The 14,472-nt window shown below is 63.1% G+C and carries 14 protein-coding genes; 2 read left to right on the top strand and 12 right to left on the bottom strand.

Annotation, left to right across the window (positions count from 1 at the left end; all coding sequences use genetic code 11):
* Window positions 1-2: 2 nt before the first annotated feature.
* The 5 genes from M0D64_RS35675 to M0D64_RS35655 form a co-directional block, all read right to left on the bottom strand.
* Window positions 3-2,537, bottom strand: coding sequence for a hybrid sensor histidine kinase/response regulator (locus tag M0D64_RS35675; protein WP_266261231.1), 2,535 nt, complete (start codon window positions 2,535-2,537; stop codon window positions 3-5).
* Window positions 2,534-3,217 carry a chemotaxis protein CheW gene (locus M0D64_RS35670; protein WP_266238824.1) on the bottom strand — a complete coding sequence of 228 codons (684 nt, stop codon included), beginning with the start codon at window positions 3,215-3,217 and terminating at the stop codon, window positions 2,534-2,536. Before M0D64_RS35670 ends, M0D64_RS35675 begins: the two co-directional genes overlap by 4 nt.
* Window positions 3,210-4,601 carry a protein-glutamate O-methyltransferase CheR gene (locus M0D64_RS35665; RefSeq protein ID WP_266238823.1) on the bottom strand — a complete coding sequence of 464 codons (1,392 nt, stop codon included), beginning with the start codon at window positions 4,599-4,601 and terminating at the stop codon, window positions 3,210-3,212. Before M0D64_RS35665 ends, M0D64_RS35670 begins: the two co-directional genes overlap by 8 nt.
* Complete coding sequence (locus tag M0D64_RS35660; RefSeq protein WP_266238822.1) at window positions 4,598-5,062, bottom strand: chemotaxis protein CheW; 465 nt, start codon at window positions 5,060-5,062, stop codon at window positions 4,598-4,600. The genes M0D64_RS35665 and M0D64_RS35660 overlap by 4 nt, the downstream gene beginning before the upstream one ends.
* 76 nt (window positions 5,063-5,138) lie before the next feature.
* On the bottom strand, window positions 5,139-6,704 hold the full coding sequence (locus M0D64_RS35655; protein ID WP_301717710.1) for a methyl-accepting chemotaxis protein: 1,566 nt from the start codon (window positions 6,702-6,704) through the stop codon (window positions 5,139-5,141).
* Window positions 6,705-7,032: 328 nt separating this feature from the next.
* Here M0D64_RS35655 and M0D64_RS35650 point away from each other — a divergent pair, with 328 nt between their 5' ends.
* Window positions 7,033-7,362 carry an ecotin precursor gene (locus tag M0D64_RS35650; RefSeq protein WP_266261230.1) on the top strand — a complete coding sequence of 110 codons (330 nt, stop codon included), beginning with the start codon at window positions 7,033-7,035 and terminating at the stop codon, window positions 7,360-7,362.
* Between the two features lie 97 nt (window positions 7,363-7,459).
* Here M0D64_RS35650 and M0D64_RS35645 read toward each other — a convergent pair whose 3' ends face one another.
* The 3 genes from M0D64_RS35645 to mnmE form a co-directional block, all read right to left on the bottom strand.
* Entirely contained in the window at window positions 7,460-7,621 is a 162-nt protein-coding gene (locus M0D64_RS35645) for a hypothetical protein (RefSeq protein ID WP_166618149.1), read from the bottom strand.
* Window positions 7,622-7,913: 292 nt separating this feature from the next.
* Window positions 7,914-9,125 (bottom strand): tyrosine-type recombinase/integrase, encoded by a 1,212-nt coding sequence (locus M0D64_RS35640; protein ID WP_266238820.1) that lies wholly within the window; start codon window positions 9,123-9,125, stop codon window positions 7,914-7,916.
* A gap of 296 nt (window positions 9,126-9,421) precedes the next feature.
* Window positions 9,422-10,816, bottom strand: a complete 1,395-nt coding sequence (gene mnmE / locus M0D64_RS35635; RefSeq protein ID WP_211706321.1) for a tRNA uridine-5-carboxymethylaminomethyl(34) synthesis GTPase MnmE — start codon at window positions 10,814-10,816, stop codon at window positions 9,422-9,424.
* 346 nt (window positions 10,817-11,162) lie between these two features.
* Here mnmE and M0D64_RS35630 point away from each other — a divergent pair, with 346 nt between their 5' ends.
* A complete protein-coding gene (locus M0D64_RS35630; RefSeq protein WP_266238819.1) occupies window positions 11,163-11,642 on the top strand; it encodes an XRE family transcriptional regulator in 480 nt (159 codons plus the stop codon).
* A gap of 96 nt (window positions 11,643-11,738) precedes the next feature.
* Here the strand turns inward: M0D64_RS35630 and yidC are convergent, their stop codons facing one another.
* The 4 genes from yidC to rpmH all read right to left on the bottom strand — a co-directional run bounded on the left by yidC (window position 11,739) and on the right by rpmH (window position 14,426).
* The gene (gene yidC, locus M0D64_RS35625) at window positions 11,739-13,400 is read right to left on the bottom strand and encodes a membrane protein insertase YidC (RefSeq protein ID WP_266238818.1); all 1,662 of its coding nucleotides are present in this window, start codon (window positions 13,398-13,400) and stop codon (window positions 11,739-11,741) included.
* A gap of 30 nt (window positions 13,401-13,430) precedes the next feature.
* The gene (gene yidD / locus M0D64_RS35620) at window positions 13,431-13,661 is read right to left on the bottom strand and encodes a membrane protein insertion efficiency factor YidD (RefSeq protein WP_007180115.1); all 231 of its coding nucleotides are present in this window, start codon (window positions 13,659-13,661) and stop codon (window positions 13,431-13,433) included.
* 115 nt (window positions 13,662-13,776) lie between these two features.
* The gene (gene rnpA, locus M0D64_RS35615; RefSeq protein WP_171925254.1) at window positions 13,777-14,277 is read right to left on the bottom strand and encodes a ribonuclease P protein component; all 501 of its coding nucleotides are present in this window, start codon (window positions 14,275-14,277) and stop codon (window positions 13,777-13,779) included.
* 14 nt (window positions 14,278-14,291) lie between these two features.
* Window positions 14,292-14,426: a 50S ribosomal protein L34 gene (gene rpmH, locus M0D64_RS35610; protein WP_004198824.1), complete on the bottom strand. Its 135-nt coding sequence runs from the start codon at window positions 14,424-14,426 to the stop codon at window positions 14,292-14,294.
* Window positions 14,427-14,472 lie beyond the last annotated feature (46 nt).

Genomic DNA, 14,472 nt, shown 5'->3' with positions numbered 1-14,472 from the left:
GTTTAACCGTAAGCTTCGCCGATCAGATCGCGCACTGCGTCGAGCAGTGCTTCGTCGTGGAAACTGCCTTTCGCCAGATAGTAATCCGCACCCGCGTTCAGGCCGGCGCGGCGGTCCTCTTCACGATCCTTGTACGAGACGATCATCACCGGCAGCGACTGCAGTTGCGGATCGCGCTTGATGAGCGTGACGAGTTCGATGCCGTCCATGCGCGGCATGTCGATGTCGGTAATCACGAGGTCGAAGTGCTCGCCACGCACCGCGTTCCAGCCGTCCATGCCGTCGACGGCGATCGTCACGTCGTAGCCGCGTGTCGCCAGCAGCTTGCGTTCGAGCTCGCGCACGGTGAGCGAATCGTCGACCACCAGCACGCGCCGCGTGACGCGCCGGGCGGTGAGGGTAGCGCCGTGCTGCGTATGTTTCAGATCGCCGCCTGCGACGAGCCTTTCGACTGAGCGCAGCCAGTCGTCGACGTCCGCGATCAGCACCGGGTCGCCGTTTTCCATCAACGCGCCGGCGGTGATGTTCCTGATCTTGCCGAGGCGCGGGTCGAGCGGCTGCACGACCAGCATGCGCTCGCCGAGAAAGCGATCGACCACCACGCCGTAGGTTTCTTCACCGTCGCCGATCACGATCAGGCTGACGGTATCGCCTTCGTTGGCGGGCGGTGCGGTGTCGAGAATCTGATGCGCGGTGACGACGCCGATGCGGCGGCCGTCGAAGGCAATGTGCTGATGGCCCTCGAGCAATTCGATATCCGCGCGGCTCACGTGCAGCGTGCGGTTCACATGCGCGAGCGGCACGGCGTACGGCTCGCCCGCGACTTCGACGAGCAAGCTGCGAATCACCGAGAGCGTGAGGGGCAACTGCAACTGCACGCGCGTGCCGAAGCCGGGTTCGTGTGTGATGCGCACCGTGCCACGCACGCGCTTGACGACGTCGTGCACCGCGTCGAGTCCGACGCCACGGCCTGACACCTCGGTGACCTGATCGCGCAGCGAGAAGCCGGGCAACAAGAGGAATTCGAGCAGTTCGGTTTCGGACAGACGGGCGGCCGTTTCCGCACTCGCCAGTTTTTTGCGAACGATCGACGTGCGCAGTGCGTCGAGATCGATGCCCGCGCCGTCGTCGGAGACGCTGATGAGCAGGGCGCCGGCGGTGTGACGGGCGTCGAGCGTGAGCGTGCCTTCTTCGGGCTTGCCGCGCGCGAGACGGACCGCAGGCGCTTCGATGCCGTGGTCGATCGCGTTGCGCAGCATGTGGCCGAGCGGCGCTTCGAGCAGATCGAGAATGTCACGGTCGACCTGAGTCGATTCGCCGACCAGTTGCCAGCGCACCTTCTTGCCGAGCGAACGCGCGACGTCGCGCACCATGCGTGCGAGACCGCTGGTGCCGTCGCCGAAAGGGCGCATGCGGCATTGCAGTGCGGCGTCGTACAGCTGTTGCGACAGATGGGTCGAGCGGCGGTCGAAGCTTTCCAGATCGGCCAGGCGCTCGGCGAGCAGGTGCTGCGATTCCGCTGTGAGGCGGCGCAGTTCTTCGAGTGCGGCGTGTGCGCGCGGGTCGAGCTTCAGGTCGGCGAGCGTTTCGTGCAACTGATCCAGCGCGCGGGTGCCGTCACGTTGGACGCGTTTGACGCGCAGCATCGATTGCGCGAAGGGTTTGAGCCAGCGTGATTCGACCAGCGATTCGCCGGATAGGGAGAGCAGCCGGTCGAGGTTGTCGGCGCGTACGCGCAGCATGCGGCCGGGGTCTGTTGCTGGGGCGCTTGATTCGGTCGAGGTGGACGCGGTTGTGGTCGACGACCCGGAGGCACTTGCAGGAGCGGCCCAGGTTGCCGTGGCGGATGAAGAAGCGAATGGGGTCGCAGAGGCAGACGCAGGGGCGTTTGCCGGAGCAAACGGGGTTCCCGAGACTGGCGCGGATGCATTTGCACTCGCGCTGGCCGGTGCGGCTGAGGCAGGTGTCGCTTCTGCGCGCAGGGCGTTGGCTAGCAGATTGAATGCAGCGTCAGCGTCGGCCGATGCGGTTTGCGGTTTGGTAGCTACGCTGGATGCAGATGCAGAACCGTCGACGCGAGCAGGACTCACGGCAGGAGCAGAGGCAGCCGGCGGCACAGCATCCCGCCGCATTGCCACTCCATGCGGCACGACGTCCACCATCCGCGCTTGCAACGAAGCCACGCACGCACTAACCGCATCACGCGCCGACTCGTCCTCATCATTACCGATGCGCGCAACGATATCGACCCCGCGCAGCAACTCGTCAATCCAGGCAGCATCGAGCAACGCTCGCCCTTCCTGCGCCGCGACGAAACAATCTTCCATCGCGTGCGCGAGTTCGACACCAACCTGCACGCCGACGATACGCGCCGCACCCTTCAGCGAATGCGCCGCGCGCATGCAGGCCTCGAGTGCGGCGGCATCGCGCGGTGCGCGGTCGAGGGTGAGCAGGCCGTCGTTGAGCACGCGTGCCTGGGTCCGCGCTTCTTCGCGGAAGAGATCGATCAGCGACGGGCGGCGCGGGTCGTCCGTCATCCGAGACTCCGGTTCAAGGTATCGAACAATGCATCGGCGTCGAGCAGGCCGACCGTCATGCCGCGCCACGGGGCCACGGCGCGCGTATGCGCAGCGGCGGCTTGCGAGAGCGTCGCAGGCGGCGGGCAAAAGGTGGAGATCGCGATCCGATGCACGCCGTCGACCTGATCGACGGGCAACACCGCGTGCTCTTCGGCGCGCGAGATCACCAGCAAACGCGGAAGATCGTGACGCGCTTTATCGTCGCCTGCAGTGGTGTCGGCTTCGAACCCTAGCAGATGCGCGAGCGACAGGCACACCAGCAAGTCGCCCTGCACGTTCACCACGCCCAGCACCGCGCGATGCTGCCGATGCGGCAACGTGTGAATCGGCCGCGTCTGCACGATGCGTTTGAAGATCGGCGTGGGCAGCGCGAGCCATTCGCCGCCGATACGGAAGATGAGGAACGATTCACTTGCGCCTTGCTGATCATGTCTTTGCTGTCGCGCCGGCGTGTCAGCGTCATTCAGCGAGAGATCCACAAGCGGGATCGGACGCTCCAGCAATTTAGCCGCGGCCGCTTCGAACACGGGGCAATTCAGACAGCGCACGTATTCGACCAGCCGCTCGCACGACGAATCGCCTCGTACGCCGATGCGGTTCCAGCAATCGTCGAAGGTCACCGTGTGGTCTTCAACCACGTTGCGCTCCCTGTGCGCGCGACGCGCGGTCCATCAACAGACGCGCGCCGTTGCGATCGCCTTCGAGTTCGAGCAGCGTCGCCAGATGCGCGAGCGCCTCGGCGTGCTGCGGTTCGAGATAGAGCGCCTTGCGATAGTGGCCGCGTGCGAGGTTCGTATCGCCGCTGGCGTCGGCCAGCACGCCGAGCAGATAAAACGCGTCGGCGTGCGGGGCGTGCTGTTCCAGATAGACCTTGATCGCGTTCGCGGCTTCCGTCAGACGGCCCGCGTCGGCCAGCGCGCGTGCGGCTTGCAGCGTGTCGCGTGCGGCGTTGGTCGGCGAGGTGATGTGCGGTGGCGCAAACTCGTGCGACTGCGACGCAGCTTTGGACGGTTTCGGCGTGCGTTGCGGAATACCGCTTAAAGACGTGCGCGCAACCGGATCGGGCCACGCGAAAGGCTCGGCTGAAAACACCTGCAGCGGCGCGAGCGCGGGCACTGGCGAATGCGTCATCGCGAGTGCCGCGGCGGTGGCGAGCGACGCGGTGTGCCAGCCGTTGAGCTGCGCTTCAGCGGGCGTGGCGCGGTGGAACGCGAACGCCAAGGGGATCTTCGCCGACTGCATGCCATAACGCATCAACAACCCGGTTTCCGAAGGACCGACGAACAGCGTGCCGTTTTCAGCCAGCACGCCGTTGAGCGCATGCAAGGCCGTCTGCTGTGCGTCGCGGTCGAAGTAAATCAGCACGTTGCGGCAGAACACGAAGTCGTAGACGCCGAGCGCCGCGGCATCGAGTTGCATCAGGTTTGCGTGCGAGAACCGGACCGCGTCGACGATGCGTTGCGCGAGACGCCAGCTGTCTTCGTGGCGCGTGAAGTGGGCGTCGCGAAATGGGAACGCATTGCCGCGAAACGAGTTGCGGCTGTACACGGCGCGCTGAGCGAGGGCCAGCGAGCGCTCGCTGATATCCATTGCGTCGATGCGCATGTGCGCGGCGTCGATGCCGGCGTCGAGCAGCGTCATCGCAATCGTGTACGGCTCTTCGCCGGTGGAGCAGGGCAGACTCAGAATTCGCAGCGGCAGCGCGGTGCCGCGCTCGTCAAGGCGTTCGTGCGCAAGACGCGCGAGCGCCCTGAACGCGTCGGCGTCGCGATAGAACCAGGTCTCCGGCACCACCACCGTTTCGACCAGCGCCTGCACCATCGAGGGCGACGCGAACGTGGCTTCCCAGTAGTCGGCGAGCGTGGCGTCGGCGTGACCGTCGGCGCACCAGGCCGCGGCGTGCTGATCGACCGCTCGCTCGATCGACTGATGACCGAGCGATGCTGCATCGAGCCCGATGGTTCGATGCAGCAGATCGACGAAGCGTCGATAGAGCGGCGCGTTGTCGTGATGCGCGTTCATGCGTGCGCCTCGGGAAACAGCAGGGCTTTGACGTCGTCGGGCAGCAGATGCTCGACGCGAATCCATTGCACCAGACCGCCTGCTTCGCTTGCGACCGGGCCCAGATAGCGCGCGTTCGGCATGTCGATGCCGGCGTCATGAAACGCCTCGGCGTCCAGACGAATGGTGCGCGTTGCGCCTTCGAGCAGCAGCGCGAGCAGGCGCACGGTGCCCGCATGCGGATAGCGCACCAGCACCACGCGTGTCGACATCAACTGGGCGGCGGGGCGGCCGAGCGCGAGCGCCGGCAGATCGATCACCGGCAGCGGCGCGCCCTCGTGATCGAGCACGCCCGCGACCCACGACGGCGCGCCGGGAATCATCTTCGGCGGCGACTGCGGCGTGAGCGGCATCAGACGCTCCACCTGCGTCGCGTCGATCACGTAGCGTTCGTTATCGAGCGTGAAGAGGATGAAGAGCATCGGCGTGGGCTTGGGCTGTATGAGAGGCGTATGGGTGAATCGGCGTCGCGTGCTTCGGTGAACCCGCCGCGGCGCGTCAGGCCACCACCTTGAAGCGCGATACGCCGGTGCGCAAGCTATTGGCGACGTGCGTCAGATCGTCGATAGCCTGGGTCGACTGGCGCAGCGATTCCGCCGTCTGCTGCGCGGCCTCCGAGAGCTGCGTCAGTGCCTGGGTAATCTGCTCGGCGCCGGTGGCTTGCGTCTGCATGCCTTCGTTGACCATCGAGAAGCGCGGCGCGAGTTGCTGCACCTGCTGGATGATCTGCGTGAGATGGCCGCCCACGTTCTGCACGTCGAGCATGCCGCGGCGTACCTCTTCGGAGAACTTGTCCATGCCCATCACGCCCGCGGCCACCGCCGACTGGATCTCCTTGACCATCTGTTCGATGTCGTAGGTCGCCACGGCGGTTTGATCCGCGAGACGGCGAATCTCGGTCGCCACGACCGCGAAGCCGCGGCCGTATTCGCCGGCCTTTTCTGCTTCGATCGCTGCGTTCAGCGAGAGCAGGTTGGTCTGATCCGCGACCTTGGTGATGGTGGCGACGACCTGGTTGATGTTGCTGGCCTTTTCGTTGAGGATCGCGAGCTTCGCGTTGACCGAGCCGGCCGCTTCCATCACGAGGCGCATGGTGTCTTCCATGCGCGCGAGACCGGCGTGGCCGGTGCCGGCGAGTGCGGCTGATTGGCCTGCTACTTCCGAGACCTCGTTCATCGTGCGCAGCAGATCGCGCGAGGTTGCGAAGATTTCGCGCGACGTGGCGCCGATCTCGGTGGTGGTCGCGGCGGTTTCGTTCGCGGTGGCCTGTTGTTCACGCGAGGTCGCAGCGATTTCCGTCACCGACGTGGTGACCTGAACCGCCGACTTCTGCGCCTGGCCGACCAGCGCGGTGAGCTCGTCGGTCATACGGTTAAAGCCCGCTTCGAGCGCGCCGATCTCGTCCGCGCGGTTCAGTTGCAGACGTTGCGTGAGGTCACCCGTGCGCATGACGTCGACGACTTGCAGCACCTTCGCCATCGGCGTGGTGACCGCGCGCAGCAGCCAGTAGCCGGCCAGCACGGCGGCGACGGCGGCAATCAGCAGCATCACGAGCAGCACGATACGGGTAGCCTCGACCGAGCGGCGGATGTTTTCGGCGGCTTTATCGGCGTCGGCCTTGTTGTTTTCGACCAGATTGCGCGCCGAGAGGCGGCCTGTTTCCCAGATCGGCGTGAGTTGCGTGTTGAGGATGCGCGCGGCGTTTTCTTTCGAACTCGGCAGGACGTTCAACAGGGAGGCCTGGATCGGCAGGTACTGTGTGTGTTGCTGGCGGAAGTCATTGAAGAACTCACGATCGTTGTCGCGGAAAATGGTCGCGCCGTAGTCGCCGAGGAGCTTCTGAAGTACTTGCTCGGTCTCCTGCAAACGGGCGGTGTCGCGCTTGACGGAGTCGGGGTCCGCGTCAACGTAAATGAGACGCTGCGTGACGGTGTAGTTCTCGAACCAGGCCGCGCGCATCGCGGTCGCGTAGTAGAGGCCGGGCATCGAGTCTTCCTGCTGACTCTTCGCGTCGCGGTCGATGCCGCCGAGTTGCTCGAAAGTGACGATTGCCATTGCCAGCATCACGATCAGCACGATCCCGAAGCTGCACAGAATCCGTTGCCGGATGGTCCATTGTTTCACGCGCACGCCCCTTAACTTTTTTGCTTGGGCTCGACGCCCGATGTCGACTTGTAGGTCTCGGGGTCGAAGGATCGGAAAGCTTTGCGGATCGTCGGATTTGTCCGACGGGTCATGCGGCGAATTTTACATTGATCGTGGGAATGGATGGCGGTCGGTGAGGGGGGCCGACCCAGGCGTTACACGCGTAATGCCCGGTTACCAACTGCAGCATCTATTTCCGCGCGCGCCCTACACAATCTGCTCCATGCCTGAACGGCGGGAGAGAAACATGAAAAAGATTGCTGTGGCGTTGTTGATGGTGGGGAGCCTGAGCGTGGCGGGTCAAGCGTCGGCGCATGGCAACGGCGGCGACGTGGTCGGTGCGCTGATCGGCGGTGCCGTGCTGGGCGCGGTGGCGACGTCTGTGCTGAATCCGGCGCCTGTGGTCGCTTACCAGCAGCCGGTCTATGCGCAACCGGTGTATCAGCCGGCGCCCGTGTATGCGGGGCCGCCGCCGGGATACTGCTATGACCAGTACCAGCGTGCGTACGTCGCGTGCGGCGCGCCGCCGCCCGCACAATATGAGGAGTATCCGCAGCAGCCTCAACAGGGCTGGTAAGGGACGTGCGGAGGCGCGCGCAGCTTCGATGCTCGCGCGCACCAGAGAAAAAGGCCGTCGCAGGGTGCGACGGCCTTGTCTTGTTGGGTATCTCTGCTCAGTGCTTGTGATGCAGCCACTCCGCATAATGCGTATCGAGCCAGCGCTCGAGGCGCTCCGGCTTCGTCTTTTGGCGATAGTGGGACGCGGCCCAGATCGCCACGCCGACCACCAGCATCACCAGAGGTCCCAGCAAATAAGCCATTAACGATTCAGACATGGGAGCCTCCGTCCCGACGTGCATCGATGCTTTAGTTTAGACGATGAACGGCGAGAAAAAAGGACGCTGTGAAGGGTCGGCTGGCAGCGCGGCGGGATTGACGTGAATGGGATTGCGGGGCGTGGTGCGGGGTGATTGAGAACCTAGTGAAGAAGGTATTTTTCTTTTTCTGGGAAGGTGCTTGCCTCGGGTCATTCTTTCTCTGTGTACCATCAAGTGTACTGTCGGCCAATGGTGAGGTAAGTAGCGGCAAGCGGCCTATTAGCTGCCGCGTTTGCCGCATCTGCCGCACTTAGCCGATCACGCCGTGCCGGCTGTTCTCGATCTGGGCGTCGACAAAATTCGCCCACAGTTGCAAGGTCCGACGCCGTTCCGCGGCGTGCTCAGCGTGATGACCTCCATCCGTGGCGTCCTTGACGGTATGCGCCAGCGCATTCTCAATCACGTCCACAGACTGCCCCATCTCGCGCAAGTGGGTCGCCGCAGTGCGTCGAAAGTCATGTAGGACGAAATGCTCGACGTCGAGTCCGAGCGATTTGACCGCTTGATTGAGCGTGCTCTTCGCGATCGGCCGGTCGTCGCCCCTGACACTCGGGAATACGAAATTCCGACTGGTTTTCGTGTCCTGAAGCTCGCGAAGCAGAGCGACCGCCTGATGCGAGAGATGCACCACATGCTTACGGTCCTTATTCATGCGCTCAGCCGGGATCGTCCATCGTGCTGCGTCGAGGTTGAATTCGGACCAGGCCGCCTCGATGAGGTCCGATTTCCGCACCATCGTCAGCACCAGCAGGTGTAAAGCCAATTTCAGCGGGCGTCGAATGTTCGACGCGTAGATCGCCCGGAGCATGGCGCCTATTTCGTCAGGATCGAGCACGCGCGTGCGGCTGTCCGGCGTCGCGATGAAGCGTGCCGGGATGAGTTCTGCCGGATTGGACGCGGCGAGTTGCCGGGCGATCAGGTACTCATAGAGCCGCTTGACGGCGTTGCGCGTGTGCAGCGCCATTTTGGGCGAGCCGCGGCTTTTGATCTGGTCGCATATCGCGCGGATGTCGTCGTCCGTCACGGCTTTGATCGGCTTGGCCCCGATGGCAGGAAGGACGTCTTTTTCGAGCGCGCGCCGCGTGGTGCGCTGATATTCCGCCGACTTGCCGGCCATCTCCGTCGCGAGATAAAGCTCGGCGCCTTCGCGCAGCACCTCTGCCTTGCTTTCCGCACCGCGGTCGCGCCGCGCCGTCGCCACCGGCGAGACGCCGTTCGCGACCATCTCCGCGTACTTCTGTGCCTTGGCGCGCGCGACCCGCAGCGAAATCATCCGGTAATCGCCGATCGTAACGAGCGGCTGGCGCTTGCCGTTCAGCGAATAGCGGAAGCGCCAGACTTTGGTGCCCGTCGTCATGATTTCGATGACAAGGCCGTTGCCGTCTGCAACGCAATATCGGGTGGCGCGCGGTTCGAGCGCGCGGATCTGCGTTTCGGTGAGCGGGGCGGCTAGTTTTGGCATGGCGGATTGTTTGATGCGGGGATGCCGGCAATTTTAGACTGGCTGGATTTTGTGTACCAACGAAATAGGTGGATTTGGGTCAACAGAGGATGTTCAATGCACGGCAGTGCAGACGTGGAGCGGGGGTCGTCGGTGAAACCGCGCGTTGTTCCAGATCCCAAGGGTACCAATTTGGCGGCTTCACCGAAATGCTCTTGAGCGGGCAGTTTGGCCGCTCAGACGCAACTTTCACTTTCTCGGTGGACGACAACCTCTGGCGAGGTGCTTGCGATGATAGATCGTCGTTTGGCAGTAGATTATTTCCCGATACAAAACCGGCTGAAAATCACCCCGAGAAGATCGTCCGAGCTAAATTCACCAGTGATCGAGTTCAGTTGATCCTGCGCGAGACGCAGTTCTTCGGCGAACAGATCGAGCGCTTGAGAGTTCTGATCGGCGTGTGCCGCTGCCGTCGCCAGATGCTCCTGGGCCGCGCGCAGCGCAATCAGATGCCGCTCGCGCGCGAGGTAGACGCTCTCCGCGCCGGCCTGCCAGCCGGCGATTCGCAGCAATTCTTCACGCAGCAACGCTACGCCATCGCCCCGTTTCGCCGACAGCCCCACTTCGCTGAGTTCGAGATCCGCGTCGAGCGGCGTCACCGATGGCGCGAGCCCGGTCAGATCCGTCTTGTTCAGCACGCGCACCACCGGTACGCCGCTCGGGAAGCGCGCAGCGATCGTTTCGTCTTCGGCGGTCATGCCGGTACGTGCATCGAGCAGATGCAGCACGACGTCCGCGCGCTCGATCTCGCTCCACGTGCGCGCAATGCCGATCTTTTCCACCTCGTCTTCGGTATCGCGCAGGCCGGCCGTATCGATCACGTGCAGCGGAATGCCTTCGATCTGGATGGTCTGCGCAACCTTGTCGCGCGTCGTGCCGGCGATCGGCGTGACGATGGCCAACTCGGCGCCGGCCAGCGCGTTCAGCAGCGACGACTTGCCGACGTTCGGCTGCCCAGCCAGCACCACCGACAAACCCTCACGCAGCAACGCGCCCTGGCGCGCTTCGCTCAGCACGTGCACGAGGCGCTCGCGGATCCGCGTGAGCTTGCCGCGGGCGTCGGCGGCTTCGAGAAAGTCGATTTCTTCTTCCGGGAAATCGAGCGTCGCTTCGACCAGCATGCGCAGCGTGATGACTTCTTCGACCAGAGCATGGATGTCGCGCGAAAACGCACCGTCGAGCGAGCGGCCCGCCGAGCGGGCGGCAGCTTCGGTGCTGGCCTCGATCAGATCGGCGACGGCTTCCGCTTGCGCCAGATCCAGTTTGTCGTTGAGAAACGCGCGCCGCGTGAATTCGCCCGGCTCGGCCAAACGGAGACCGAACGCACGGCCGGCGTCGATGCACCGCTGCAGCACCAGTTGCAGCACGACCGGACCGCCGTGCCCCTGCAGCTCGAGCACGTGTTCGCCGGTGTAGGAGTGCGGCGCGGGAAAGTACAGTGCAATGCCGCGATCGAGCGCGCTGCCGGTGTCATCGAGAAACGGCACATAGCTCGCGTGACGCGGCGCGAGTGCCTGGCCAGTGAGCGCTTGCATCAACGGTTGCGCGGCGGCTTCCCCGGCACGGCCGAACGAAATCCGCACGACCCCGATTCCGCCTCGGCCGGGGGCGGTGGCAATGGCGACGATCGGATCGGAATCGGTGGCGAGCATGGGAACGAGGCTGTCAGAAGGGATTGAATGCGCATGAGTAAGCGCCGGGCATTGTAACGCGGGCATCCATTGGCTCTGGACTCGGGCCCGATTCCTAACGCAGCCCGATTTTCATAAGACAAATGAGGATTTATCTCACACAAGCTAAGATAGCCTAAGACACATTTGCGACAGATGACGCGCCAGAATGCCTAGAACGCACGCTGTACAAGGAAAAGACGGAATTCTATAAAATCGTGAAACGCGTTATTAGCTGGTGATTTCAGGCTAAAAATAGCTCATTTAAGCAATAAAATAGCGCGTTTGGTTGTCCACTGATTATGCGCCGAATTGCACAATCGGGCCCATGCCGACCTCCAAAGAAAAAGCAGCTTTCGCCAAACGGCTGAAAGACTCACTCCCCAAAGAAATTAAGGGTGGGACCGATTTAGCCAGGGAATTCAACCTGCTTTATAGCAGTGGCCCTGCCGTCTCACCACAAACCGCGCACAAATGGCTCGCGGGTACGACGATTCCAAAGCGCGACAAGTTGCAGGTTTTAGCGACGTGGCTGCAAAAGGACGTTCACTGGTTGCACTACGGGCCGACGCCCTCCGGCAAGGCTAAGCCGCTTGCCCGCGGCGAGAAATATCCGATGACGCCGGAAACGGTCGAGCTGGTGACGAAGATGGCTAACCGCTTCGTGGGTTTGTCGCCGAGGCAGCGCAATCTGGTGGAAGAACTGATGACGGAGTTTGACGGCGGCACGCAACAGGAAACTGACGCCGCGCCTGAAGACGCATCGACAACGACATCGAAAGATAAAGGCCAATCGACCGAGTCATAAAAAAAGCCGCCCGGTGCAAAACCGGGCGGCTTTTTTACAGCCAGCTTCTGCCTGTCAGTCAGCGGGCGCTACCACCCGCTTCAGGCAAGACATCAATCAGGCCGCTTTCGTCTTCGTTTGACCCATCATCCGCGTGATGTAGTACTGCTGGGCGATCGACAGCACGTTGTTCACCACGTAGTACAGCACCAGACCGGCCGGGAAGAAGAAGAACATCACCGAGAACGCGATCGGCATGAACATCATCATCTTGGCTTGAACCGGGTCCGGCGGCGTAGGGTTCAGCTTGGTCTGCAGGAACATCGAGACGGCCATCAGCACCGGCAGGATGAAGAACGGATCCTGTTGCGACAGATCGTGAATCCAGAGAATCCACGGCGCGCCGCGCATTTCAACCGACGACAGCAACACCCAGTACAGCGAGATGAACACCGGAATCTGAATCACGACCGGCAGACAGCCGCCGAACGGATTGACCTTTTCGGTCTTGTACAGCTCCATCAGCGCCGAGTTCATCTTCTGCGGATCGCCCTTGAAGCGTTCGCGCAGGGCTTGCATACGCGGCGTGATCGCCTTCATGCGCGCCATCGACTTGTAGCTCGCGGCCGACAGCGGGAAGAACACGGCCTTGATCAGCAGCGTGAGCAGCACGATCGACCAGCCCCAGTTGCCGACATAGCTGTGGATCTTCTCGAGCAGCCAGAACAGCGGCTTCGCGATGATCGTGACCCAGCCATAGTCCTTCACCAGTTCAAGACCCGGGGCGATGCCTTCGAGCATGCGCTCTTCTTCCGGACCGGCGAACAGGCGCGCGGACACATCAACCGACTGGCCCGGGGCGATGGTCGCCACCGGCTGCTTGACGCCAACGCGATACAGCGTCGGATCGATCTTCTCGACATAGATGTCGCGCTTCGCACCTTGCTGCGGAATCCACGCCGACGCGAAGTAATGCTGCACCATCGCGATCCAGCCGTTGTCGGCCGAATTGACGAAGTCTTCCTTGTTCTTGTCGATGTCGCTGAACGTCATCTTCTGGAAGTGGTGCTGGTCGGTGTAGACAGCCGGTCCGATGAACGTGTGCGAGAAGCGCGGCGTTTCCACCGGCGTATCGTCGCGCACCAGCTCCATATAGACCGACGGCGTAACCGGCGCGGTCCCGACGTTCTCGATCTTCGTGTCGACGCCGATCACATAGCTGCCGCGCGTGAACGTGTAGGTCTTGATGACCTTCACGCCACCCTTCACCGGCGACTCGAGGCTGAGCTGGAACGACTTGGCGTCGCCCGTCAGATCGTGCGGCTGGTTCGGCAACGGCGTGAAGACGTCGGTGTGGTTCGGGAAATCGCCGCCGAGCAGACCGGTGCGCGCCAGATACGTATGGTTCGCGGTACGGTCGAACAGCGTGATGACCAGATCGGGCTGCTTGCCGTCGCCTTGCTTGACGAGCGACAGCTTCGACAGCGTGCCGCCGCGGGTGTCGATCTCGCCGTTATAGACGTCGGTGCTGAAGCTGATCAGCTGGCCCTGAGCCGCAGCAGCCGGCGCAGTGCCCGGCGCAGCAGCGTTGGTGGCCGGCAGATCGGCGGATTGGGTTCCCGGCGTCGTGGTTCCCGGTGCGGCGCTACCGACGGTCTTGGTCGGATTGGCGCTCGGGAAGAACATCGACGGGCGTCCGTGGTCGCGTTGCCAGTTGTCGAACAGCATGACCGCTGACATGAAAAAGATGACCCATAGGACGGTGCGTTTGATATCCATGCGTTGTCTCAGTGTCGATGGAACGGCGCGTCAGCGCTTTTCAGAAGTGGGAGGCGGGACGAGATCGATGCCGCCCGCGGAAAACGGGTGGCAGCGGCAAATACGCCTGGCGGCGAGATAAGTCCCGCGCGCGGCGCCATGATACTGGATTGCTTCGCGCGCGTAATCAGAGCAGGAAGGGTAAAAACGGCACCGGTTGCCGAGCATGGGGCTGACGGCAACCTTGTAGAAACGCAATAAAGCGATGAGTACCGTTTGCATGACTGGTGCGGCCTAACGGCGCCGCGCAACGTGGAGTACCGGGCGACGCCCGCGCAGCCTGGCTGCCCGACCTACTTTGGCGGCCTGTACTGCAAAGCGGGCGGTCACTTGAGCGTCATTCCGTCTTGGGCGCTTCCGCGGGCGGCGCCTCGCGACGGACAATTTCGCGCGCTGCTTTATCGAGCAGCGTCTCTATTTCGCTGCGGCACAGCGCCCTCAACGGCGGCGACGAGGCGCTCGGCAAAGCTTTCTTGTCGAAGCGCGTGTGCAGACGCAACAGCACATCCCAACCGCCGAATTCCGCGCGACGCAGCCGGAAGGCTTCACGCGCGAGTCGACGTACCAGATTACGCGTGGCCGCGCGCGGCGCATACTTCTTGCCGATCACGAGACCTAAGCGAGCGTCGTTACCGGTGGGCCGGCCGTACACCACGAAGTGCGCGGTGCGCCGCCACGGGCGCAAACGAAAAACGGATGAAAATTCATCCGTTTTCAGTAGCCTTGCGGCTTTGGGGAAGGCGGCTTGCGCTCGCAACGGAATCGAGCCCAGTTGCGGCGCCCCAGCCGCTCCCGCTTCACCGCGGGCTTCGCCTGTAGGCACAGACAGAGCGCGCAATCCGCTCGCCAACCTTAGATGGCGAGGCGCTTGCGGCCCTTCGCGCGACGTGCGTTGATGACCTTGCGGCCACCTGCGGTCTTCATGCGAACGCGGAAGCCGTGGGTGCGCTTGCGACGGGTAACGGAAGGTTGGTAAGTACGTTTCATGTTGCTCTCACTTGATCGACTGATCGAAAATTAACCGCACGATCAT

Source organism: Paraburkholderia sp. WS6 (assembly GCF_030464835.1).
Lineage (GTDB): Bacteria > Pseudomonadota > Gammaproteobacteria > Burkholderiales > Burkholderiaceae > Paraburkholderia > Paraburkholderia madseniana.
Note: the sequence above shows the minus strand (reverse complement) of the source record. Positions and strands in the feature narration are given on the sequence as shown.